The sequence below is a fragment of the Polaromonas sp. P1_E11 genome (genome assembly GCF_056405995.1).
The window spans coordinates 1023735-1047319 of record NZ_JBFUBA010000001.1 but is presented as its reverse complement, the minus strand read 5'-3'; the positions used below and the strand labels follow the sequence as shown (position 1 = coordinate 1047319).

General features: G+C 63.6%; 15 protein-coding genes. 6 read left to right on the top strand and 9 right to left on the bottom strand.

Annotation, left to right across the window (positions count from 1 at the left end; all coding sequences use genetic code 11):
* Positions 1-17 precede the first annotated feature (17 nt).
* The 7 genes from pbpC to AC1D11_RS05120 form a co-directional block, all read right to left on the bottom strand.
* Positions 18-2366, bottom strand: coding sequence for a penicillin-binding protein 1C (gene pbpC / locus AC1D11_RS05150; protein WP_477647287.1), 2349 nt, complete (start codon positions 2364-2366; stop codon positions 18-20).
* Positions 2363-3133, bottom strand: a complete 771-nt coding sequence (locus AC1D11_RS05145; protein ID WP_477650942.1) for a hypothetical protein — start codon at positions 3131-3133, stop codon at positions 2363-2365. The genes pbpC and AC1D11_RS05145 overlap by 4 nt, the downstream gene beginning before the upstream one ends.
* Complete coding sequence (locus AC1D11_RS05140; protein ID WP_477647285.1) at positions 3073-4278, bottom strand: serine hydrolase domain-containing protein; 1206 nt, start codon at positions 4276-4278, stop codon at positions 3073-3075. The genes AC1D11_RS05145 and AC1D11_RS05140 overlap by 61 nt, the downstream gene beginning before the upstream one ends.
* A complete protein-coding gene (locus AC1D11_RS05135) occupies positions 4275-10229 on the bottom strand; it encodes an alpha-2-macroglobulin family protein (protein WP_477647339.1) in 5955 nt (1984 codons plus the stop codon). The genes AC1D11_RS05140 and AC1D11_RS05135 overlap by 4 nt, the downstream gene beginning before the upstream one ends.
* 172 nt (positions 10230-10401) lie before the next feature.
* On the bottom strand, positions 10402-11910 hold the full coding sequence (locus AC1D11_RS05130) for a DegQ family serine endoprotease (RefSeq protein WP_477647284.1): 1509 nt from the start codon (positions 11908-11910) through the stop codon (positions 10402-10404).
* Positions 11911-12105: 195 nt separating this feature from the next.
* A complete protein-coding gene (locus AC1D11_RS05125) occupies positions 12106-13515 on the bottom strand; it encodes an ATP-binding protein (protein WP_477647283.1) in 1410 nt (469 codons plus the stop codon).
* On the bottom strand, positions 13512-14171 hold the full coding sequence (locus AC1D11_RS05120) for a response regulator (protein ID WP_457279431.1): 660 nt from the start codon (positions 14169-14171) through the stop codon (positions 13512-13514). Before AC1D11_RS05120 ends, AC1D11_RS05125 begins: the two co-directional genes overlap by 4 nt.
* Before the next feature lie 251 nt (positions 14172-14422).
* On the opposite strand from AC1D11_RS05120, the gene AC1D11_RS05115 reads away from it, so the two are divergent.
* Positions 14423-15715, top strand: a complete 1293-nt coding sequence (locus AC1D11_RS05115; protein WP_477647282.1) for a tetratricopeptide repeat protein — start codon at positions 14423-14425, stop codon at positions 15713-15715.
* Between the two features lie 18 nt (positions 15716-15733).
* Here the strand turns inward: AC1D11_RS05115 and AC1D11_RS05110 are convergent, their stop codons facing one another.
* Together AC1D11_RS05110 and argH are read right to left on the bottom strand one after the other, a co-directional pair.
* Positions 15734-17200, bottom strand: a complete 1467-nt coding sequence (locus tag AC1D11_RS05110; RefSeq protein ID WP_477647281.1) for a rhomboid family intramembrane serine protease — start codon at positions 17198-17200, stop codon at positions 15734-15736.
* A 20-nt stretch (positions 17201-17220) separates the two neighbouring features.
* The gene (argH, locus tag AC1D11_RS05105) at positions 17221-18630 is read right to left on the bottom strand and encodes an argininosuccinate lyase (protein WP_477647280.1); all 1410 of its coding nucleotides are present in this window, start codon (positions 18628-18630) and stop codon (positions 17221-17223) included.
* Positions 18631-18865: 235 nt separating this feature from the next.
* Here argH and AC1D11_RS05100 point away from each other — a divergent pair, with 235 nt between their 5' ends.
* The 5 genes from AC1D11_RS05100 (at position 18866) to AC1D11_RS05080 (ending at position 23583) form a co-directional block, all read left to right on the top strand.
* Positions 18866-19930 carry a sensor histidine kinase gene (locus AC1D11_RS05100; RefSeq protein WP_477647279.1) on the top strand — a complete coding sequence of 355 codons (1065 nt, stop codon included), beginning with the start codon at positions 18866-18868 and terminating at the stop codon, positions 19928-19930.
* Positions 19927-20667, top strand: coding sequence for a LytR/AlgR family response regulator transcription factor (locus AC1D11_RS05095; RefSeq protein ID WP_477647278.1), 741 nt, complete (start codon positions 19927-19929; stop codon positions 20665-20667). The genes AC1D11_RS05100 and AC1D11_RS05095 overlap by 4 nt, the downstream gene beginning before the upstream one ends.
* A 215-nt stretch (positions 20668-20882) precedes the next feature.
* Entirely contained in the window at positions 20883-22049 is a 1167-nt protein-coding gene (locus tag AC1D11_RS05090) for an AI-2E family transporter (protein WP_477647277.1), read from the top strand.
* A gap of 154 nt (positions 22050-22203) precedes the next feature.
* Entirely contained in the window at positions 22204-22983 is a 780-nt protein-coding gene (locus AC1D11_RS05085; protein WP_477647276.1) for a TerC family protein, read from the top strand.
* A 15-nt stretch (positions 22984-22998) separates the two neighbouring features.
* Complete coding sequence (locus AC1D11_RS05080) at positions 22999-23583, top strand: tRNA-uridine aminocarboxypropyltransferase (RefSeq protein WP_477647275.1); 585 nt, start codon at positions 22999-23001, stop codon at positions 23581-23583.
* The last annotated feature ends 2 nt before the right edge of the window (positions 23584-23585 follow it).

Below are 23585 nucleotides of genomic sequence, written 5' to 3'. Positions count from 1 at the left end.
TGCCGGCGACGGAAAGATCAACGTGCCGCAGTCGCGCCGCCGCGCACGCTGGCTTCGCGCACACCGGCACCGCGCACTTCGAGCCTGATCTCGTCGGCCACCTTGCCGCCGGCATCGACCAGTTGCACCACATGCCGGCCCGGCCAGGGCATCCATTGCGCCTGGGCCCCGCGCGCAAACTCCTTGCCGTCCATCAGCCAGCGGGTGCCGCGGCCTTCGGCGCTGAAGCTGACGCGCTGGTGTTTGGGTGGAATGTCCGGGTCCAGCGCAATGATGGTGCCGGAGGCTGGGGCTGTGATACGGGGTGGGGCGTCGGGCTCGGCAACCGTTTTTTTCAAGCCATTTCGTGCTGTAGCCCTTTCAGGTCGGGCGCCAGCAGCTCCTGAATTCATAGCAAAAACGGCTTGCTCCGTGCCCTTTAAAAACCATTCGTTGCGGGCTGCTTCGAGCGGCGTGCCTCCCTGGTTGCCAAACCGGGTCTGGCTTTGCACCAGACCGGCGGGCGGCAGCGGCGCGCGGCTGGGTTCGGTTTTGTGCAGGTAATTCATCACCGCGGCCCAGATGGGCGCGGCGCCTGTGGTGCCGCTCACGTCCCACATGGGCGCACCGCTGGCATTGCCCACCCACACGCCCACGGTGTAGCGCTGCGAAAAGCCCATGGCCCAGTTGTCGCGCATGTCCTTGCTGGTGCCGGTTTTCACGGCGCTCCAGAAACGGGTGGCCAGGATGCTGTCGGTGCCGAAAGTGCGGGCGCGCGCCATCGGGTCGGCCATGATATCGGTGGCGATGAAGGCCGCGCGTGCATCCAACGCGGGCTTGAACTGGGGCTTGGGGTTCTTTACCAGTGAAGGCGCGCTGTAGCGACCGCCATTGGCCAGCGTGCGGTAGGCATTGGTGAGGGACAGCAAAGAGACCTCGCTGCTGCCCAGCGCCAGGCTGTAGCCGTAGTAGTCACCCGACTCCTTGAGCGGCAGGCCCACGGCCTTGAGCTGTTTGTGAAAGGCATCGGGCGTCACCATCACCAGCGTACGCACGGCCGGCACGTTCAGCGACGCACCGAGTGCGGTGCGGGCCGACACCAGGCCCTTGAACTGGCGGTCGTAGTTTTGCGGAATGTAGAGCCCGCCCGCGGTCTGGATCTGCGAGGACGAATCTTCGAGCAGCGACGCTGCGGTGATGCGGCGCTCGGCAATGGCCTCTGCATACAAAAACGGCTTGAGCGTGGAGCCCGGCTGGCGCAGTGCCATCACACCGTCGACTTCGGCGGCGCCGCTCAGTTCGCCCGACGAACCTACCCAGGCCAGCACCTCGCCGGTGGCGTTGTCCAGCACGACAATGGCGCCGTCTTCGACGTGGCGGCCGCGCAGCTCCCGCAGCTGCTGGGTCAGGGTCTGCACGGCAAAACGTTGCAGCGGCGCGCGTGCGGTAGAAACCAGCGTGCGGGGCACGCCCGTACGCCCGGGGGTATCGGCCTGGGCCGCGAGCAGCCGGCGCGCCAGGTGCGGCGCCACGCCTTCACTCGGGTCAAACGCCTTGCGTTGCAGTGCGGCGGTGGCAAGCAGGTCCAGCCCCTCGCAATCGGTCTTGGCGGGCGCCTGCGACTGCCGCGAAAGGCCGCCTCGAGCAAGGTCAGCCCCCCCGGGGGGTAGCGCAGCACGCGAAGCGACAAGTGTGGGGGCTTGCATGACCTTGAGCACCCCGCAGGCCCGCTGCGAAACCTGCACGGCTTTGGCATTGGGGGCACGCACCAGCGCGGCGGCGATCGCGGCCTCGCGCTCATCAAGACCGTGGGCGGCCTTGCCGAACAGCGTGCGGCTCAGTGCGTCGATGCCGACAAGTTCGCCGCGAAACGGCACGAGGTTCAGGTATGCCTCCAGGATCTGGTCCTTGCGCCAGCGTGCTTCCAGCACTTGGGCCGACACGGTCTGCCCCACCTTTTGCGCCATGCTGCGGCCACCCGCACCGGCGCGCCAGTCCTCGTCGAGCAGTCCTGCCAGCTGCATGCTGAGGGTCGAAGCGCCGCGGGTTTTGGTGTTCCACAGATTGCCCCAGGCCGCTGCAGAGACAGCGCGCCAGTCCACACCGCTGTGCTCGTAAAAGCGCTTGTCTTCACTCAGAATCAGTGCCGTGCGCAACGCAGGCGATACATCGGGCAGCGCCACCCACTGGCCACGCCGCACAGCGCTGTCGATGCGCAGGCGCTGGATGACTTCACCACCGCGGTCGAGGATGAGCGTGTCGGAGGGGCGGAAGTCGCGTTTGACTTCGTCGAAGGTGGCGACGGCATGGGCAGGCGAGATCGCCCCGCCCGCCAGAGCAAGGGCCAGCGTCAAGCTTGTGAAAATGCGTTTCGGCTCGCGATTCATTTCTTTGTGCAAAGTCTCAGGTTGGTCCGGGTGGCTTGCAGCACCGGCAGATAGGCCTCTGAATCGCTAGGAGGGTAGCTCCCCTTGATTTCATCGTCAGACTTTGCGGCGTCAGGCGCGAGGCCTTGCAAAGTCTTGATGCAGGCCGCGCGGTCACCCAGCTTGAATTGTGTGAGAGCAAGGTCGTTCAATACCCAGGCCGATTCAATCCAATGGAGGAATGGCTTGCACTGCGTTGCAACAGGCTGGATCACAGCCAAAGCGGCAGCGTAGTCTTTCGCCACATAACTCTTCTTGAAATTCTTCTTCGACTCATTAATGCTTTTGCGCACGCAAAGAGGCTCAGGCTTGCGGTACGTCCCCTCAAACCATGCCCGCATGCCGCAGAAATCGCGGCATGCGTCGGCGCCGTTGGTTGAGACCTTGACATCCTGGCCCTCGGTCTTGAAGCTCACCTGGCATGCGGATTTCCCGATCTTCGACTTGCCATCGACGATCACGCCGTCCAGGTCGCATACGTGTGCGTTGGCTCCCGTGGTCTCTATCGCGAACTTTCCGCGCGGCTGAACCCGCAGCGTGCCCGATGCACCGTCACTGATCACGTATTCACCCTCGGCAGGCGTGCTGAACTGTGCAAGGGCCAGGTTGGCGCCCAGGAGCATGAATGCATAAAGGGCAAGTTTCACTTTGACGCCTCCAGTCTTTTTCATGCCGGCAACCCAATCTTCGTCGCCGCGTTGAAGAGCTGGAACAGCTGCGCTTGCCACGGCCCCTCGGCCTCCACCGCGGTCTGCACCAGCACGGTTTGCGTCACACGGTCTACCAGCACGCGCTGTCCGTGGTGGCCATTCATCATCATCCAGCTGCCGTCGGCCTTGGGATGCCAGAAGAAATTCTTGTAGCCGAAGCCGCGCATGGCCGTGCCGTGCCGGACCTGCGCATCGGCGGCCGACCATGCGGCGCATTCGTCTATCCACTTCTTGCTCACGACCTGGCGGCCTTCCATGATGCCGTCCTGCGCGATCAACTGCGCCAGCCGCGCCCAGTCGCGCAGCCGTGCGCCAAAGCCTATGCAGTTGAACTCCTTGCCTTTGCTGTCGCACAGCCAGCTGGCGCTGCCCTCTGCGCCCAGTGGCTGCCACAGGGCTTCTTCGCAAAAGGCCGCCAGCGGTTTTCCGGTGACCTGGCGGATGACCATGCCGATGGTCAGTGGGCACAGTTCGTTGTAGTTGTAGCGTGTGCCGGGCGGCTCCTGCACCGCATTCCAGCTGCGCACCACGGTCTCCAGGTCGCTGCCGCTGCCGAGGAAGGCGCGCGGGTAGATGGTGGGGTTGTCGCGGTCGTGCAGGACGGCCGCACCGCTGGACATATTGGCCAGGTGGCGCAGGGCAATGCCGCCGTGCAGCGTGCCCTTGAGTTCGTCCACATACATCTGCGGCGTGTCGTCCATGGAGCGGATCAGGCCTCGGTCCAGGCAGATGCCCAGCAGCAACGACGTCACGCTCTTGGCCATGGACCAGCTCGTCATGCGCATCTCGGGCTTGCGGTCGAACTGGTAAGACTCCAGAAGAGTCGTGCCCTTGCGCGCGATGAGCAGGCCAGTCACCGGCCAGGCCTTGAGGTAGTCCGCCGCCGATTCCGCAATGGGCGCGAATGCCTTGAGGCTTTCGGCCGATGCTGCCTTCAGCGTGGAAGCCTGTGCGGGCGCGGCGATGGGCCGCGCCCGGAGCATGGTTTCATAGCCGCCGGAATAATTGCCAATGCGGTAGTCCTTGTCGGTCCAGTTGCGGTTGCCGCCCCAGCCTGTCGGGTAGCCGAAGCGCTGCTGCCAGTCGGCGGCGGCCGCGGCTGCCCCGCGCGGCAGGGCAATGCCTGCGGCGAGTGCGGCGGCTACGGCACGGCGCCGGATCATTTTGCCGCTTCCACCTTCACCCGTGCATTCGGCGACTCGCCAAACATCTCGGGTGCATACATTGCCTCGACCCGGCTAGGCGGCAGCGCGAAGTCGCCGACGTTGTTCAGGCGCACGGTGTATTCCATCTTCACCACGCCCTTGGGCAGGTATTCGTAATAACTGCGGAAGGCCTCAAAACTGCGCTCTTCAAACGCCGGCCAGCCTGCGCCGGTTTTCTTTTCGCCGCTGGTGGCGATTTCGGAATCACGGCCAAGACCGCCACCCAGGATCGTTGCGCCGCCCGGCACCGGGTCGCTGATGACGACCCAGGTCATGTCGGCGCTGGCGTTGACTTCCAGCGTGATGCGGATCACGTCGCCGCGCGTGTAGATACCTTTGACGGCCTGCTCCACCGGTGTGATCGTTTTCTTGATCTGGTAACCGGCATTGAAAGGCGCCTTCAGCTGGATGGCCGCGATGGACTGCAGCGTGAGCCACGGCTTTCCGGGGCCTTGATGCGTCACGGTCAACGTGTCCTTCGCTGCGCTGCCCCAGGGCAGGAACATGCTGTTGTTGCGCAGGTTGCCGGGCGAGGCCGGTGCGCCGAAGAAGGTGGTCTGGTTGGGTGCGCCGGCTGCGTCGGTTGCCTTGACGCGGTCAACCTTGGCCCAGTCCACGCTCGCCACACTGGCGGCTGCCGCGGCCAACGTGGCCTTGGTCACACCCGCTACCGGCGTGGCTTCAAACTTGGCCGAGAACTTGTCGAGTGCCAGGCCGCCCCACAGGTTGGCTGTGGTGGTGTGCCAGGCGCCTTTTTGCTGGCGCGCGATAAAGCCATTGGCCAGGCGGCCCATGTCGTCTTTCCAGGCAGGGTCGTCCATCACGGCCAGCATCAGGCGCGCGGTGTTCACATCACCGTTGGTCATCAGCCACCACCAGTAGTCGTCCTTCTCGGTACTGAAGATCAATTTGGTGCCCTGGAAGGACAAACGCGAACGCAGCACCTGGTTGGCCTCGGCGATGCGCTGCTCACGCTGCGGCACATCGGCCACGCGTTTCAGGATGTTGAGCCAGTCGATCACTGCGTGCGTGGGCCACTGGTTGGGCGCAATCGTGATGCTGCCCAGCATGCGGCCCTGCGCCTTGCCGTAGCGCGAGAGCGCTTCCAGCGCGGCCAGCTTGCGCACGTCAAGGTCTTTGCGCGGGCTCCAGAACTCGCGCTGGATACGGCCTTCTACAAACGCGATCAGGCCGCGCTCCATGGGGGCGCGCGCATCGTCGGGCAGGGCAAATGCCGGGTTGATGCCGGAGGCTTCGTGCGTGGCGGCCAGCAGGTAGGCCGTCAATGCATCGCTGCCGCGATTTGCTTCGCCGTCGCGCGGCGGGAAGTAGTTGGCCAGGCCATCGCTGTCCAGGTAGCTGGGCAGTTGTGCCAGCACGGTCTGCCACAGCTTGCTGTCGCGCAGTCCCACCGATTTGCTGGTTTTTTGCTCGAGGCAGATGAAAGGGTACATCGCGAAATAGTCGCGCACACCGTCCATGCCTTCTGCGAGTTTTGGCTGCAGCGACATCTTCAGGCCGCCGCGGCCGGGCAGGGCGTCGGCCGGCGGATTCACGTCCAGCGTGAAGCTGCCGTCTACCTGCACCAGTGTCGCTTGCTGCACGGTCAGTGGCACGGCCGGGATGATGCGCTGGCGCGCCTTGAGGCCGTCGCGTGCGCCGCTGATCGTGTCTTTGGCTTCGATTTCCCACAGGATGGCTTCTGCGCGTGTGAACGCGAGCTGCGCCGGTGCGGTGACCATCCAGGCCACCTCACGCGCTTCGCCTGCGGGGATGTCCACCATTTGCGGTTTCAGGTCGAGCATCGTGGCGCGCGGGCTCACTTCCACCTTCATGGCCACCTTGGTGGTGTTGCGCAGCGTTAGTTGTGCGCGGAACTGGTCGTCCTCGCGCACCAGGGGCGGCAGGCCGCTGATGATCTGCAGGTCCTGTGTGGCCTTGATGCTGGTCTGGCCCGTGCCGAAGAGGCCGGTGCCTGCATCAGCCACCGCCACAATCTTGAAGGTGGTCAGTGCGTCGTTGAGCGGCACCATCACCACGGCCTGGCCGTTGGCGTCCAGTTGCACCTTCGGGTTCCACAGCAGCAGGGTGTCGAGCAGTTCGCGCGTGTTGCTTCGCCCGCCGCCACCGCCGGCTGCCACAGCCTTGCGCCCGAAATGCCTGCGCCCGATGATTTCCATCTGCGCGGTCGAGGTTTCCACGCCCCAGGCGCGGCGCTGCAGCATCGCGTCCAGCAAGTTCCAGCTGCTGTTGGGCATCAGCTCCAGCAAGGCCTGGTCCACCGCAGCCAGCGCCACTTCGGCATTGGCAGCCGGCTGGCCATTGGGCAGCTTCGCGGTAATGGTGACCTTGGCCTGGCTGCGCACGGCGTAGCTTTCCTTGTCGGTCTTCACGCTGACGTCGAGCTGGTGCGCCTTGGTGCCGACACGTATTTCAGCCACGCCCAGGCGGAAGGCCGGCTTGCTCAGGTCCACCAGCGCGGTAGGCGCGACGTATTCACGGCCTTCATACCAGAAGGATGTCCACCATTCACGTGGTGCCTTGTAGCCCCAGGTGAAGAAGCTGTACCAGGGCACTTCGCGCAGTCGGCCGCGCAGGGCCAGCACGCTCACGTACACATTCGGCCCCCAGCCTTCCTTGATCTGCAGGTGCACCGTCGGGTCCTGGCCGTTGAGCTGTACCACCTGGGTTTCGACAATGCCTTCACGCTCAACGGCGACCAGTGCCGTGGCAAACCGGAAGGGCATGCGTACCTGGAACTTGGCGGTCTCGCCGGGCTGGTAGCTTTTCTTCTCGGGCAGCACGTCCATGCGGTCGTGGTCTTCACCGCCAAACCAGAGTTCGCCCTGGCGGGTGACATACACATTGCTGGCGGCCTGGATGGTGTTGCCGTCCTTGTCCTTGGCCGTCACGATGAGTTCGACCTCACCGGGTTCGCCGAGCTTGGTCTCGCACAGCAGCAATCCGCGCGAATCGCTCTTGCCGCTGCAGACGCTGCCGAGGTCTTTGATCTCTGTCTTGTTGTCGTAGGTGTAGAAGCCGCCCACCATGCGCTTGCGACTGGTGGTGGTGATGCGCGCCACAGCCTTGACCTCCAGCGAGACACCAGGGGCGATCTTGCCTGTCAGGTCAAGTGCCAGTGCCTGGAACTTGATCTTCTGGCTGGAAGACACCCAGCCTTCAGTCTTGATGCCTGCCACCACAGCCGCCGGCCAGACGGTGGAAGTGCTGCGAATGGTCTGCACTTCGCCGTTCGGGTCGGCATAGGTGGCTTCCATCAGCAGCTCCTGGGGCTGCCTGCGCTCGGGGATGTCGTTGATGGTGAGCTTGCCTGCGCCATTGCGGTCCAGCGTCAGCGGGAGTTTGTCGGCAATGACGCGCTGGTCCTGCGAAGAGGTGCTTTCCTCTTCGCCCTGGTTGCCGGCGCTGCCGCGGCCGGTGCTGGGCGGCGAGAAATTGAACTCGTCGAAATCGCTGTAGCTCAGGGACTTGCCGCGCACCAGCGCGGACACCCGTACGGGCAGGGCCACGGCGCCGCCGCCCGCCACGTAATTGATCTGCACGTCGGTTGGCACGGACTTCACATTGACGAGCGGTTTTTTGTCGGAAGGATTAATGCGGCCTTCAAGCACAGGCAAACGGAACTCTTCCACACGGAACTGCCCGCTGGAAAAACTGCGCTCGCGGCTGCCGCGTTCGCCCTTGAGCTGCACTTCATACACGCCCAGCTTGGCAGCAGGCGGAATGGCAAAGGTGTTTTCGGCGCTTTGCCCGCCAGTGGCGGTCTTGCGCCAGGCGATGGGCTGGGTGTATTGCTGGCCGCTGCCGACATGCGTGATCACCAATGTGGCCGGCGCGTTCTCGGGCAGACCGAAACCCTTGCTGGTTTCGGTGCGCAGCAGGTGTTTCATCGACACCGTTTCGCCGGCGCGGAACAGCGTGCGGTCAAAAACCGTGTGGGCCCGTTCGTTGGGCAGGGGGTCGCGGCTGGTCGGCACGTTGAAGCGCCAGGGTTCAATGCCCTTGTGCCAGTCGCTCCAGGTAAAGGCCAGGTCTTCAATGCCGGCCACTGAGCTGCGCGCACTCACGAAATAGGCATTGGCGGAGTCGCTACCCGGGCAACGCGGAGGCTCGGAAGACAGGCCGCTGAAATTGGCGATGCCCTGCGCGTTGGTGACAGCCTTGGCGATTTCGGCGCCGTTGCAGCCCGAGACGCGCACCGTGGCGCCTGCCACCGGCGCGCCCTTGTCGAGCGTGGTGACCCAGGCCAGCGAGTTTTCGCGGCCCAGTTTGAAGTGCACACCCAGGTTGGTCACCAGGGCGGAAGTGCGCACATACATGGTCCGGCTGTTGCCGTAGCGTTCGTCGAGCAGCGAGCTGCCCAGTTTTTGCGAAGCGATCTCGACCACATGAAAACCGGGTGCCAGCGGAATGCCGACCACCTCAAACGGACGTGGGTCCGTGCCTGCGGCGGGCTTGGGCAGGTCCAGTGTCTTCACGCCGGCCTGACCGGCCAGCAGCGACACCATGCGTGACTGGATATAGTCCCGGTCGCGTGACTCCAGCGGTTTGGGAAGGGGCCCTTTGATGTCGGCAGCAGCCGTCTTGCGCGAAACCTGGTAGTCGTCGTAACGCTGCACCTTGCGGAACCACGCAATGATCTCGGCGTCGGTGCGGGGCTGGAGGTCGCTGACCTTTCCGGCCGGTGCCGCGCCGGGCGTGAGCCCTTTCACGGGCAGCAGGGCTTCGACATTGCGCAGCGTGACGGGCAGCAGGGCCGGGTCGCCCGGTTTGGTGTTGGGTTCGGCAAAGCGTTCCACGATACCAAAGGGAGAGGCGGCGAATTTGGCCAGCGGCGGCATGGAGCCGGTAGCCACCTTGAGCGGGAAGCTGTCGGCATTGCGCAGAGTGCGACCCGAAGCATCCTTGAAACTCCTGGGCAGCTCCAGCATGAATTGCCCCTGTTCAGGAAACAGCGGCTTGAAGGTGACGCTGCTGACCAGGCTGTCGCCGTCGCTGTTGCCTTCCTCGAAAGCAGGCTTGAACGTGTCCTTGTCGCCCTTCAGGCGAATGGCCTCGGCCAGCTTGCGCGGCACGGGGGTATTGAAGTTCAGGGTCATGGGCCGCATCGGCAGGCAGGCCGACTGGGCGTTTTCGCGTTCGCAGGTGAAGCTGGCCGCAAACGGTTCACGTACCTGGAAGTTGTAGCGTTTTTCCACCGAATTGGGTATGCCGCTCGGTGTGCTGACGCCTTTGCCGTACACCAGTTGCACTTTGGCGGCCGATGTCAGGCGCCGGTTGCAGGTCAGCGTGGCGTAGCGCAGCGGATCCTGGGCTGCGGCCTTTTCCAGGCCCAGCGACTTGAGCAGTTCGTTGCGCTCGTTACCGTCGATGAGCTTGACAGGAACACGTTCACCCAGGCCTTCCACGTTGCACCAGACGTTTTCGCGAACGCTGGCCAGTGTGGCGGCGCCGTTGAACTGCAGCACAAAGTACTGTTCTTCGTCGATGCGCTCATAGGTGCCGGGGCGAAGGTTCTGGATGAAGGGGCCGCCGGTGTTGAATTTATAGGAGGTATTGCCGCCCACGGGCTGGCTTTTGGGCGACTTGAAGGTGCTGACCACCTGCACCGAACAGCTCACGCCGGGCGGCAGGTCGTTTTCAAATTCGAAGGCCCATTCGCGTTCATTGATCCACCGGCCTGAGCCCTTGGTGGCCTGCGCGTCGCTGCAGCTCAGTGACAGCGGGGCCGGTGCCTTGGGGTCACCGAAGTTGACGGCGCCTTCGTCAAATTTGGCGACGATTTGCCTGACACGCGCGACTTCGCCCTGCGGCGAAAGACTGGTGATTTGCAGGGCATGGGCATGCAGCGAAACAGCCGCGATCAGCGCCAGTGCGGCTTTATTCATTATTGGGCTCACGTTTTCCTCTCCTTCGGGAGGCCAAGCGTAGCCGATCTGGATGTAACAAAATGTCCCGTGAAATGGGCAAAACCGGCCAAAAAAAAGCGGGCCTGGAGCCCGCTGGTGTGATTTTCAGAGGGCCTTCAGCGAAAAAGCGGAGGGCCCAGCGTCAGGATGCTCAGCTGAAGTTCACCGGCACAAAAATTTTGCTGTCGCCCCGCTGTATCAGAAGCGCCACGGATTTCTCTGCTTTGGCCACGGTGGCGCGCACCTGGTCGATGTTTTTCACCGGAACGCCGTTGATGGACAGCAATACATCGCCAACCTGCACCCCGGCCATTGCCGCCGGGCCGCTGGCCTGCTGGACCACCAGGCCGTTGTCCACGCCGGCTTCCTGCTTTTCATCGGGCTGCAGCGGGCGCAGCGCCAGGCCCAGCTTGCCCTGGTTGGGTGTATCTTTTTTGGCGGCGGCCTGGGCCGTCTTCTCGTCGGCATTGGCCAGCCTGGCAGTGACCACCTTGGCGGCGCCCTGCCGCCAGATGTCCAGCCGGATGCTGTCGCCGGGCGCCGCCAGGCCGATCAGCGCGGGCAGGTCGCCCGACGACACGATGGGCTGGCCGTTCACGCCGCGGATCACGTCACCCGACTGCAGGCCGGCCTTGTCTGCCGGGCCGCCTTTTTCCACACTCGAGACCAGCGCGCCTTCGGGCTTGTCCAGCTTGAAGGAGTCGGCAAAGGACTGGTTGACCTCCTGCACCGCTACCCCCAGACGGGCATGTTCGACCTTGCCGGTGGCCACGATCTGGTTTTTGATGCGGACCGCCACGTCGACCGGGATGGCGAAAGACACGCCCTGGTAGCCGCCGCTGCGGGTATAGATCTGCGAGTTAATGCCCACGACTTCGCCGCGTGCGTTGAACAGCGGGCCACCCGAGTTGCCGGGGTTGACGGCCACGTCGGTCTGGATGAAAGGCACGGCGCTGTCGTCGGGCAGTGAACGGCCCTTGGCGCTGACCACGCCGGCAGTGACGGTGTTTTCAAAACCGAAGGGCGAGCCAATGGCCAGCACCCATTCGCCGACCTTGAGTTCGCTGATCTTGCCGAGTGTCACCACGGGCAGGTTTTTGGCGTCGATGCGCAGAACGGCCACATCGGTCTTGGGGTCGGCACCCAGCACCTTGGCGCGGTATTCTCGCCGGTCAGTCAGCTTGACGGTGACCTCTTTTGCATCGCGCACCACATGGGCGTTGGTCAGGATGATGCCGTCGGGGCTGACGATGAAGCCCGAACCCTGGCCGCGTGTGGGCATTTCCTGCTGTTGGCCCCCGCGGCCGCCGCGGGCCCCCGGGCCTTGCTGGAAGCGTTTGAAGAATTCGAAGAACGGATCACCGGAGGGCGTGTCGTCGTCATCGCCGTCATCCTGTGCCATCGGGGAGTCGTTTCGTACTTTGGTGGTGCCGGTCACGCTGATGTTGACGACCGCCGGGCCGTAGCGTTCGGTGATCTGCGAGAAGTCGGGCAGGGCCATGGGCACTGAGGCTGTGGTGCCGGCGGTGATGGCCGGAGGGACGGCTGCCGTGGCGGCAGGGTGCACAGCATTAAGCGCACTGACGCCAGCGCCACCGATGGCGCCCGCAGCCAGAAGTGCAGCGACGAGCCGGGTATTTTTCAATGCTTCAGATTTCATGGATGGGCTTCCTTGCGTTGAGGGCACACACCGGTGCCGATGGGTACAACTATGGGGTGGCAGCCTTAGGCGGGGCTTAAATTTGCGCGACGGAGGAAGGGGCAGCGTCGCGGACGTGAATCTTGATAAAAAAATGGCTGCAGCCCACAATAGACGGGCGCAAGCAGCTATAAAAATGGTAGCAAATGACGGCTGCTAGCCGGTCATCTCGCCCGCCGGAAACCGGACTTCAATCCGCAGTCCACCCAGGCGGTCTGACGTGCCGAGCTGTAGCGTCGCGCCGTATCGTTCGGCAATCACCTTGACGATGGCCAATCCGAGACCGCTGCCGGTTTCCGGAGATATCGCCGATCCAGCCGACCCGCCCGCCGCGTCCGTGACACTGGCGGCGCGGAAGAACCGGTCAAACACGCGATGCCGGTCTTCTGCGGCGATGCCCGGGCCGCTGTCTTCCACCGTCAGCATCGGCCGGCCGCCCTGCACGCCCACCGACACATCGACCTGGCCCGCCACCGGCGTGTACTTGACGGCGTTGTCCAGCAGGTTGCGCAGCAGGATGCGCAAGGCCTCGCTCTGGCCTTTCACCTGCACGGGCTGCAGTGGCTCGCTGCCGGCCAGGCCCAGATCGATTTGCCTGTGGCCCGCATGAGGTAATACGTCGGCCACGGCCAGCTTCACCACATCGCGCAGGTCAACAAGCGTGGCAGCGATGGATGCCTGGCCTGCATCGGCTCCGGTTTGTGCCGCGCCGGCGGCTTCCTCGCGGGCCAGCACCAGCAGCTGCTCGACCAGCCGTATCGCCCGGTCTATGCCCTGGTTTAACCGGCCGATGGCGGCTTCCCGGGCAGCGGGCTCTTCGTCATTTCGGCGCAGGGCCTGTGCCTGCAGCTTGAGCGCCGTCAGCGGCGAGCGCAGTTCGTGCGCCGCATCAGCCACAAAATGCCGCTGCGCCTCGAAAGCGCCGCGCACCCGGCCAAACAGCAGGTTGAGCTCTTCCACCAGCGGCCGCACTTCGTCGGGCAAGCCGTCGTCGGCCAGTGGCGACAAATCGTCGGCCGGGCGCCCGGCTACCTGCCGCCGGGCACGCTCGATGGGCGCCAGCGAACGGCTGATGACCCACCACACGGCGAGCATGAGCAACGGGGTGAGGTAGGCAAAGGGCAACACGGCGCGCACGGCCAGGGAGCGGGCGCGCGCCGAGCGGGCGTCCAGGTCCTGCGCAATCTGCACGGTTTGCAACGCAGTCTGCAAGGTGTAGACGCGGTACCGGTTGCCATGCGCTTCGACGTCTGAAAAGCCGAGCACTGCGCGTGGTGGAAGCGCTGATCGGGTGGAGCGGAAAATCTGTGTGCCGTCCTGGCCCCAGATCTGCACATACACCTCGAAGCGGTCGTCTTCGTCGGTCTCGTCCAGGGGAATGTTGAGTGGAATGCCGCTGCGCAGGGAGCGCGCCATTTGCTGCAAATGGTCGTCGAACATCGCGTCGGCCTGCAGCAAGGCGCCGCGATAAGCCGTGGCTGCCTGCACCAGGGCGGCCAGGAAGATGGCGGCCAGCACGAACCAGAGCAGCCTTCTTCTCAGGGAGTGACTTGCCGGCTTCCTCATTGTTTGGGCACCAGGTAGCCCAGGCCGCGCACAGTCTGAATCACGTCGTTGCCGAGTTTTTTACGGACACCGTGGATGTAGACCTCGACCGCGTTGCTGCTGATGTCGTCTTTCCAGCTGAAGAGTTTTTCTTCAAGCTGCGCGCGCGACAGCACCACGCCCGGACGTGCCAGCAAGGGTTCGAGCACCGCCCATTCGCGTGCCGAGAGCGACACCGGCTGGCCGTTGAGGCTGGCTTCGCGCGTGGCCGGGTTCAGGCTCACGCCCTTGTGTTCAAACGCCGGCTCGGCGCGGCCCGCACTGCGGCGTATCAGCGCGCGAATCCGGGCCAGCAGTTCGTCAGTGTCATAGGGCTTGACGACGTAGTCGTCGGCGCCGGCATCCAGCCCGGCGATGCGGTCACCGACGGCGTCGCGCGCCGTGGCCACCATCACCGGGGTGGTGTTGCGGCGAGCCCGCAAAGCGCGCAGCACTTCCAGGCCGTCGCGTTTGGGCAGGCCCAGGTCCAGCAGCACCAGGTCGTACTGTTCGCTGTTCAGGGCCTCGTCGGCCATGCGGCCGTCACGCACCCAGTCGACGGCATAGTGCTCACCGCGCAGCACCTGCAGCACGGTCTCGCCGATCATGGCGTCGTCTTCAACCAGCAATAAACGCATGTTTCTTTCGTCAGGGGTGAGGCCGCTTGGCTTTTGCAAAGATTATGCGGCGGCGGGGCTTAGGCGGGCCTTAAACCACGATGGGCAGGCTGTTTTTCCCTCATGCCTTGCCCAGACGGAGAGCCCGTCCCCGAAAGGCTGGTTCTATAGCGAGCCCGGCGCACTAAAATCGCAGCACAACAATAGGGAGCTGAGATGGGAGAGTTCATGCAGGTGGGGCGGTCCGTCACAACACACGGCGCTCTTTAGACATGGTGGCCGGCAAGTCCGCGGTCAAGCCGTTCTGGCACCGCCTCAACAAATTCTTCGCATTCCCGTTCCAGGGGGCGCCTTTGGCCTATGGGCTGTTCCTGGCGTTTTGCAGCCTTCTGCCGCAGCTATTCTTTTTCCTCCCGCGGGGGCTGATGTGGGTGATTGTCGAACTCGGCATCCTGCTGGCCGCGAGTCGGTACGGCTTCAAGGTCGCCGTGCTCGGCTCGCGCGGAATATCGCGCGCCAGCGATTTTCCATCGCGGCTTGACGACGAGTGGAGCAGCCTTCCCTGGAAGCTGTTCGGCGTCTTCGTCGTGCAGGCAGTTATCCTGGGCCTCGTGGCATCGGTCAACAGCAAGCTCGCCACGGTCGCGACTTTCGTGTTTTCATTCCTGCTTCCGGCGACCGTCATTGTCCTGGTGCAATCGGGCAGCGCGATGCGCTCGTTGAACCCCGCCGCGATTCTGGGTGTCGTGCGTGTCATCGGCGCGCCTTATCTCGCGCTGTGCCTGTTCCTGTTTCTGTTGAGCAGCGGTGCACAGGTCGCGCTGGTGCTGCTGCTGCCCCTGGTCAGCCTCTGGCTGCTGGTGCCGTTGTTCAATTTTGCATTCATCTACTTCGGCTGGGTCATGGCCAGCCTCCTGGGCTACGTGATGTATCAGCACCATGAGGGGCTCGACATCGATCTTCTGCCAGGTGCCGGCGCAGACGACGCGCCACCCGAGCGGCGCAGCCCCGAACAAATCGCGCGCCAGGAAACCGACGCGCTGGTCGCTGAACTGGTGACCGAAGGAGATATCCCCGCCGCGCTCAATATCGCCTACGAAGACCAGCGCATGCGGCCCAACGACGTCGCTGCGCTGCGGCGTTATCACCGCGTATTGCTGATGGCCGACAAGACGCCGACGCTGATTGAGAATGCAAAGCGGTTTATTGCGCTGCTGCTGCAGCAGGAGTTGGGAGCCGAGGCGCTCAAGGCCTGGCAGGACTGCCGTGCGCGTGAACCTGCGTTTGTCCTGGAAGATGGCGGGCAGACACTGGCCCTGGCACGCGCCGCCTGGCGCGCCGGCGACGCGCAGGCGGCGCTTGCCATTCTGCGCAGCTTTGACAAGCGTTTTCGCGGCCACGCCGCGATCCCGCAGGCCTACGAGCTCATCGCGCGGGTGCTGACCCAGGGCATGAACCGTGCCGACATGGCTCGCCCAGTGCTGGCCGTGCTCGAGGAACGCTATCCCGACAGCGAGGCGACGCGCGAGGTGCGCTGGCTGCTGCGCGACCAGCCGGCCGCCTGAAGTGGCTGAGACGGCGGTTCAGGCCTGCGCGAGCGCGCGCGTGGCCATGTCGTTGGGGGCGAGCCGCTGCAGGTGCGGCAGCCAGTACAAGGCGCGCTCGCGCTGCCCTGCGCGCAACCAGCCCTGGGCGCAGACGCCCAGCGTGTCGGCGAGTCCCGAATGCTCCGGCGCGCTTTTGAGCAGCGCGCGGCACAACTTGTCGGCGTCGTCGAACTGGCGGGCGCGCGTGAAGCGGCGCGCCAGCCGCGCCATGTCATCGGGTTTGAGGCGCGCGCCGGGTTTGGCCTGGTCCAGATAGGTGCGGTAGCTGGCATGCTGCAGTTCCAGCGTGGCGTCGTCGCTGGGCGCGAGGCGGAAGATGCGGCGCGCGGCACCGTGGAAATCTTCGCCGGCCGGCTGCAGCCGCGCGGTGTTGAACCAGGCACGCAGCACTTCGCCGTCGGTGGGCCGCAGTTTCGCCGCGGCCCGCCACTGTGCGCAGGCGGCGTCGAATTTCATCTCGGCCGCCAGCCGTTTGGCCTCGGCGACATGCCGCTCGAATCCGTCTTCGACCTGCTCGGCCGCCGCAGGCGGTGGCGTGAGTTTGCGCCAGTGCATAGCCGCGGCCATTAGAAGCGCACCGGTGAGCAGCCCGCCCAGATGCGCCATATAGGCCACGCCCTTGCCGCCGATGACATGCTGCAGCAGTTCGTTGGCGATCCAGGCGGGAAGCAGCAGCAGCGCGGGCGCTGTGACGTAGTTGAAATAGAAAAACAGCTGGTAGAAAAAGCGGATGCGGCGCAGGCGGTACATCACGGCATACATGCCCATCAGGGCGGAAACCGCACCGGAGGCACCCAGGCCGTAGCCGCCCTGCCCGGCATAGGCCCAACCGGCCAGCAGCGAAGCACCCAGTGCGCCCGCGAGATAAAACGCCAGATAAAGACTGCGGCCCAACGCGAGTTCCACGGAAAAACCAAACAGGAAGAGGAACACCATGTTGCCGATCAGGTGGCTTGTGTCAGCGTGCAGGAAGGCCGCGGTGATCCAGGTCACCGGGCGAAACGGCGCGTCTTTGGTATTGTCCTGGGCCCAGTGGGCTGTGAACGGCACAGGTTGCAGTGCTTCATACCGGCGCCGGTCTTGTTCCCACTGTGAATGGGCCGGGTGGCCGGGCCGGATGATGAGGCCTCCGTGCAAGCGCGCGAGAAAGGTTTTTTCGTGCTCCAGTCCGTCGAGCAGTGCGCCGTAACGGCGCTGCTCCAGCATGCGTCTGGCCGCCGGCGCTCGTGGTGACGCGGTCTCTCCAAGCCAGTCGACGAAGGCCGGCAACTCCAGCGCCGGCAGGCTGCTTGAAAGATAGAACGCCGCGGCCTTTTTCTGGGCATTTTCTTCAGCGCGCTGCGGACCCCAGAACACCGCCATGTTCACCAGGATCAGCAGAATCGTCAACCATGGCGGGTTGCTCCAGGTCGGCCGGTTTTCCAGCGGAATTGCGTAAAACATGCTCCCGCCGGCGGCTCAGTTCAGCCCAGCCGCGCCCGGTGCCGTGCGATTTGTGCCTTGACTTGCGCCGGCGCCGTGCCGCCCAGGATGTTGCGGGCGTTCAGCGAGCCGCGCAGGCTCAGGCAGTCGTACACGTCTTTTTCGATGCCGGGGTTGAATTCCTGCAGTACGGCCAGCGGCAGTTCAGACAGGTCCACCGCATGGGTTGTGGCGGCCTTGACGGCGTGGGCCACGGTTTCATGGGCATCACGGAAGGGCAGGCCTTTTTTCACCAGGTAGTCGGCCAGATCGGTGGCGGTGGCGTAGCCGCGTAGCGCGGCCTTTTCCATGGCTTCGGGTTTGACGGTGATGCCGGCCACCATCTCGGCAAAGATGCGCAGCGTGTCCTTGAGCGTGTCGACGGTGTCGAACAGCGGCTCCTTGTCTTCCTGGTTGTCTTTGTTGTAGGCCAGGGGCTGGCCCTTCATCAGCGTGATCAGGCCCATCAGGTGGCCGACCACGCGGCCGGTCTTGCCGCGCGCCAGTTCGGGCACATCGGGGTTTTTCTTCTGCGGCATGATGGACGAGCCGGTGGTGAAGCGGTCGGGAATGTGGATGAAGCCGAAATTCTGGCTCATCCACAGGATGAGTTCTTCGCTCATGCGGCTGATGTGCACCATGGCGAGCGACGCGGCTGCCGTGAACTCAATCGCGAAGTCACGGTCGCTCACGGCGTCCAGGCTGTTCTGGCACACCTGCGGCTGGCCGCTTTCGTCGACCATGCCCAGCGTTTTGGCCACGCGTTCGCGGTCCAGCGGGTAGCTGGTGCCGGCCAGTGCTGCAGCACCCAGCGGCAGGCGGTTCACCCGCTTCCTGATCTCCAGCATGCGTTCGGCGTCGCGGCTGAACATTTCCACATAGGCCAGCATGTGGTGGCCAAAACTCACCGGCTGGGCTACCTGCAGGTGCGTAAAGCCGGGCAGGATGACTTCGACATTTTTCTCGGCGATGTCGACCAGTGCTTTTTGCAGGTCGGTCAGCAGCCCGCCGATCAGGTCGATCTCGCTGCGCAGCCACAGGCGCACATCAGTGGCGACCTGGTCGTTGCGGCTGCGGCCGGTGTGCAGGCGCTTGCCGGCGTCGCCCACCAGCTGGGTCAGGCGCGCTTCGATGTTGAGGTGCACGTCTTCGAGGTCCAGCTTCCACTCAAAAGCGCCGGAGTCGATTTCGGATGTGATCTGCGCCATGCCTTTCTGGATGTCGGCGTAGTCGGCGGCGGGAATGATCTTTTGCGCTGCCAGCATCTCGGCGTGAGCGAGCGAGCCGGCAATGTCGGCTTGCCACAGGCGCTTGTCAAAAAACACGCTGGACGTGTAGCGCTTCACCAGGTCGCTCATGGGTTCGGAAAAAAGGGCGGACCAGGCTTGGGACTTTTTGTCGAATTGATTCACGTCAGGGCTTTCTTTGAGGCAGTCACTGGCCGGTCTGTGGGGTAAAGCACGCCATTTCGGGCAGTTGCGCAGCCGGCCGGGCCTAAATAGTGTTAACCCATGGCCGAATCGCCTTGGGCAGTGCAATACTCTTCCCAATGATTTTATCTGGGTGCCGGACCCCGTGGGAAACCCCTGCCGTGCGCCGCCCCGGCTGAATCCGTTTTTCCACGATACCGAAGAGCCGTCGACCTCCATGAAGCCTGTGCCCGATCAGAAGAATTTCAGCGAATCCACGTTGCTGGGCAGCTTTATTCCGGGCGACGAGGAAGCAGCGCCGCGCACTTCCACCCGCACCAGCATGTTTGATGCTTGTCACGTGGGTGTGGTTTTGCGTGCCGTGCTGTTTGTAGAGGCAGTGACCGGCGTGTGTGTGATGTTCGCTGCGCGCGAACCCCTGGACTGGTTGCTGAGTTTTTCGCTGCTCACCGGCGGTGTGTTGCCGGCCACCCTGGCCTGGCTGATTGCGGTGTGTGCGCTGAAAGGGCGGTTGAACCGCCTGGAGCCCTCACACCAGTGGGCGGCGGGTATTGCATTGGGCGTGGTGTCTGGGCTGTACGGCTGCGGCTTGCTGGCCCTGTTGGGCCTGCTCCAGCCGGTGCCCTGGTGGGCCAGTGCGGCGGCGGGTGCCTTGCTGTCCGCCATGATGCTGGCGGGGCTGTTCTGGCGGGCCAAGGCGCGTACGCCGGCAGCCACGGCGGCACGCCTTGCCGAACTGCAGTCGCGCATTCGCCCCCATTTCCTTTTCAATACCCTGAACAGCGCCATTGCGCTGGTGCGTGCGGAGCCCGCCAAGGCCGAGGCAGTGCTGGAAGACCTGAGCGAGCTTTTTCGCAGCGCACTGGCCGACCCGGCCGAATCCGTGACGCTGGGACAGGAGATCGCGCTGGCGCAGCGTTACCTCGCCATTGAGCAGATTCGCTTTGGTGAGCGCCTGCAGGTGCAGTGGAGCCTGGACACCGAGGCGGACCAGGCCAAGCTGCCGCCGCTGCTGTTGCAGCCGCTGGTGGAAAATGCCGTCAGGCATGGTGTGGAACCCAGCGCCAGCGGCGCGCAGCTGAAAATATCGACCCTCCGTCGAGGCAGCACGGTGGTGATCAAGGTGACCAATTCAACCCCCGCAGGCGCCGGTGAGCGCGGCCACGGGTTGGCGCTGGCCAATGTGCGCGAACGCCTGGCGCTGCTGCATGATGTCGAGGCGAAATTCAAGACCGTGTTCAAGGACGGCATATTTCAGGTTCGACTGGAGATTCCTGCATGACGCTCAAGGTACTGGTAGTTGACGATGAAGCCCTGGCGCGTTCGCGCCTGCGCACCCTGCTGGGCGATTGCACCGCCCCGGCCGCAGTGGCGGCAGCTGAAGCCGCCGATGCTGTTCAGGCCATGAAGGCCTTGCAGCGTGAATCATTCGATGCGGTGCTGCTTGACATCCGCATGCCCGGCGTTGACGGTATCGCGCTGGCGCGCACCATTGCTTCACTTGCGCAGCCCCCCGCCCTGGTGTTTGTCACTGCCCATTCCGAACATGCGGTACAGGCCTTTGAACTGGAGGCCGTCGACTACCTCACGAAGCCGGTGCGCCTGGAACGCCTGCAGCAGGCATTGCAGAAGGTAGAGCGTTTGGGCCAGGCTACCCGGACGTCCGCGTCGGATGTAGCGGAAGAAACGCTCATCATCCAGGACCGCGGCCGTACCGAACGTGTGCCGCTGGCTGAGGTGCTGTATTTCAAAGCCGAACTCAAATACATCACTGTGCGTACCGCGACCCGCAGCTACATCCTCGATGGATCCCTGAGCGAGCTGGAAGAGCGCCACGCGGCCCGTTTCATGCGCATTCACCGCAACGCACTGATTGCGCGCCGGGCCGTGCGCGCGCTGGAAAAACATTTCGATCCCGAAGAGGGTGAGGGGTGGGCAGTACGGCTCAATGGTATTGATGAGCTGCTGGCGGTATCCCGGCGGCAGCTGAGCGCCGTTCGGGAAGCCATCGCGGCCTGAGCCTGCTCCCGAGCCTGCTTCTCCGCGTCAGGATGGAGTCATGGCTGCCAGGGCGAGCAGGTGCGTCAGCGTCAATCCGGTTTGGGAACACAGTTCCAGCGAAAGCGTCCTACAAATTTTCCTGGGCATATCGGTTGCAATATGTAAGTACAGCCTGGGAGTTGTGGTGTGCTTTTTTGTCACGCCCCAGGCGCAAAAACGAATATGGGAGACATATGACCGAAGAACCCGCAGAGCGTGTCGTACGCGCGGCGCCGCCAGTAGTGCCGGGCGATCCTGAACAGCTGCATGTCCGGGTCCCGGTCGATATCCGCAGCATGTCGCTGGTGGTGCTGGCGGGTCTGGCCTGCCTGTTTGTACTGCACTGGGCCAAGGCCGTCTTTATTCCGGTGATGCTGGGCGTTTTGTTCAGCTATGCTTTTTCACCGGTGGTCAACTGGTTTGAAACGAAACACGTTCCACGCTGGCTGAGCGCTGCCGTGGTGTTGCTGACGATTGTGGGCAGCATCGGCACCACGGCGTATTCGCTCAGCGACGAAGCGGCGCAGCTGCTGGAAGCGCTACCGGCTGCGGCGCAGAAATTCCGCCAGGCCGTGAAGGTGCGCACCAACCAGTCCGACAGTGCACTGGAAACCGTACAGAAAGCCGCCGCACAGCTTGAACAGGCCGCGCAGGAAAGTGCGGCGACCAGCAACACGCGTGGGGCGATGCGTGTCGTGGTTGAGCCTGCCCGTTTCAACATCAAGAATTACCTCTGGTCAGGCACCATCGGGCTGGTTGCACTGATCGGCCAGGCCACCGTGGTGATTTTCTTCACCTACTTCCTGATGCTTTCGGGCGACAGCTTCCGGCGCAAGCTGATCAAGCTTGCGGGCTCCAGCATCAGCAGCAAAAAAATCACGCTGCAGGCGCTCAATGAGATCACCGACCAGATCCAGCGCTACCTGCAGGTGCAGCTCTTGACCAGTGCGCTGGTCGGGGTGCTGACCTGGCTGGCGCTTTGGGCGCTGCGGCTGGAAAACCCCGCCGTGTGGGGCATTGCCGCTGCCGTGCTGAACCTGATTCCTTACGTAGGCTCCCTGGTCACGGCGGCGACGTCGGCCCTGGTAGCCTTTATGCAATTTGGCTCGCTCAACATGGCGCTGGCTGTGGGTGGGGCCTCGCTGGCCATTCACACCGTGGTGGGTAACCTGCTGACGCCGTGGCTTACCAGCCGTGCCAGCCGCATGAGTCCGGTGGCGGTGTTCGTCGGCTTGCTGGCCTGGGGCTGGCTCTGGGGGGTGTGGGGCCTGTTGCTCGGCATCCCCATCCTGATGATTGTCAAATCGATTTGCGACCGCATCGATGACCTGAAGCCGATTGGTGAATTTCTCGGCAGTTGATGTGGCCCCCACGGTCGCTCACTTCGTGTAGCTTCCTGCCCCCCGAGGGAGCCGCCCGCCTGCAGTCCGGCAAAGCCGGCCCTGCGGCTCATGCTGGTATAAAACCATTAACCGTTTTGCGATTCGGTCGCGTTAAAAAGAAAGAGGTAATGCCATGATGGAACTGCTGACTGATCCGCAAATGTGGATCGCTTTTGCCACGCTCACTGCGCTGGAACTTGTGCTGGGCATCGACAACATCATCTTTATTTCCATCCTGGTCGACAAATTGCCCAAGGACAAACAGGAGCTGGCAAGGCGCCTGGGCCTTTTTATGGCGATGTTCATGCGCATCGGCTTGCTGTTTGTGCTGTCGTGGATCATCGGGCTGGTGGATCCGCTGTTCACCATTTTCAAGCAGGAAATCTCTGGGCGCGACCTGATCCTGATTGCCGGTGGCCTGTTCCTGATCTGGAAGAGCACCGGCGAAATCCACCAGTCGATGGAAGGCGAGGAGGGCCATGCTTCCAGTGCCGTCAAGGCCACGTTTGCGGCCGTGATCGTTCAGATCATGATTGTGGATATGGTGTTCTCGCTGGACTCCATCATCACCGCCGTCGGCATGGTGGACAGCCTGCCGGTCATGATTGCGGCGGTCATAGCGTCAGTGGGCCTGATGATGCTGTTTGCACCGGCCATCGGCCGCTTCGTGTCCAACCATCCCACCATCAAGATGCTGGCACTGTCTTTCCTTGTCGTGGTGGGTGTGGTGCTTATCGCCGAGGGCCTGGACCATCATGTACCCAAGGGTTATGTCTACTTTGCCATGGCGTTCTCGGTGGCGGTGGAGATGCTCAATATCCGCATGCGCAAGAAAAAGAGCAAGCCGGTGCATCTGAGAAATGCCTATGTCAATGGCGACAAGGCAGACGTGGCCGACAAGCGCAAGCCCTGAGACGGGTCGCTGCCCGTGACACGCCCGCGCTGCGCCGCGTGCCTTCGCCCACAAAGCGCCTGCATCTGCGCCTGGATCACACCGACGGCGCATGAAGCGGAAGTACTTATCCTCCAGCACCCGCTGGAGGTCGACCATGCCAAAAACAGTGCCTGCCTGCTGCATCTGAGCTTGCCGCGCAGCCGGATGCTGACGGGTGAAGTCTTTGACGAGGCTGGCTTGCATGATGTGCTGAAAGAGACGAGGTACACCGTGCTCCTGTATCCGCAGACGCCGGAAGACAAAGCAGCCGCCGCGGATACCGCGCAACTCAAAGACCCATCGCGCGTGCGGCTCGTGGTGCTGGACAGCACCTGGCGCAAAAGCCGCAAGATGCTGCACCTGAGCCCGGTGCTGCGGCAACTCCCTCGCTTGTCGCTGGAGGATATGCCGGCCTCAAACTACCTGATCCGCAAGGCGCACAAGCCGGGGCAGCTCTCGACATTGGAGGCAACGTGCGCGGCACTGGCGCAATTGGAAAGTGATCCCGAAAAATACCAGCCGCTGCTCAAAGCCTTTGACGGGTTTGTCGCGCAGCAGCTGGCTTTCGTTCCGAAGTAATT

Excerpts from the sequence above, each read along its gene's own strand:
- AC1D11_RS05125 (WP_477647283.1), bottom strand. The coding sequence starts at position 13,515 with ATGAGGAAGCCGGCAAGTCACTCCCTGAGAAGAAGGCTGCTCTGGTTC.
- AC1D11_RS05085 (WP_477647276.1), top strand. The coding sequence starts at position 22,204 with ATGATGGAACTGCTGACTGATCCGCAAATGTGGATCGCTTTTGCCACG.
- AC1D11_RS05110 (WP_477647281.1), bottom strand. The coding sequence starts at position 17,200 with ATGTTTTACGCAATTCCGCTGGAAAACCGGCCGACCTGGAGCAACCCG.
- AC1D11_RS05120 (WP_457279431.1), bottom strand. The coding sequence starts at position 14,171 with ATGCGTTTATTGCTGGTTGAAGACGACGCCATGATCGGCGAGACCGTG.
- AC1D11_RS05095 (WP_477647278.1), top strand. The coding sequence starts at position 19,927 with ATGACGCTCAAGGTACTGGTAGTTGACGATGAAGCCCTGGCGCGTTCG.
- AC1D11_RS05130 (WP_477647284.1), bottom strand. The coding sequence starts at position 11,910 with ATGAAATCTGAAGCATTGAAAAATACCCGGCTCGTCGCTGCACTTCTG.
- AC1D11_RS05115 (WP_477647282.1), top strand. The coding sequence starts at position 14,423 with ATGGTGGCCGGCAAGTCCGCGGTCAAGCCGTTCTGGCACCGCCTCAAC.
- pbpC (WP_477647287.1), bottom strand. The coding sequence starts at position 2,366 with ATGAATCGCGAGCCGAAACGCATTTTCACAAGCTTGACGCTGGCCCTT.
- AC1D11_RS05100 (WP_477647279.1), top strand. The coding sequence starts at position 18,866 with ATGAAGCCTGTGCCCGATCAGAAGAATTTCAGCGAATCCACGTTGCTG.
- AC1D11_RS05135 (WP_477647339.1), bottom strand. The coding sequence starts at position 10,229 with ATGAATAAAGCCGCACTGGCGCTGATCGCGGCTGTTTCGCTGCATGCC.
- AC1D11_RS05090 (WP_477647277.1), top strand. The coding sequence starts at position 20,883 with ATGACCGAAGAACCCGCAGAGCGTGTCGTACGCGCGGCGCCGCCAGTA.
- AC1D11_RS05140 (WP_477647285.1), bottom strand. The coding sequence starts at position 4,278 with ATGATCCGGCGCCGTGCCGTAGCCGCCGCACTCGCCGCAGGCATTGCC.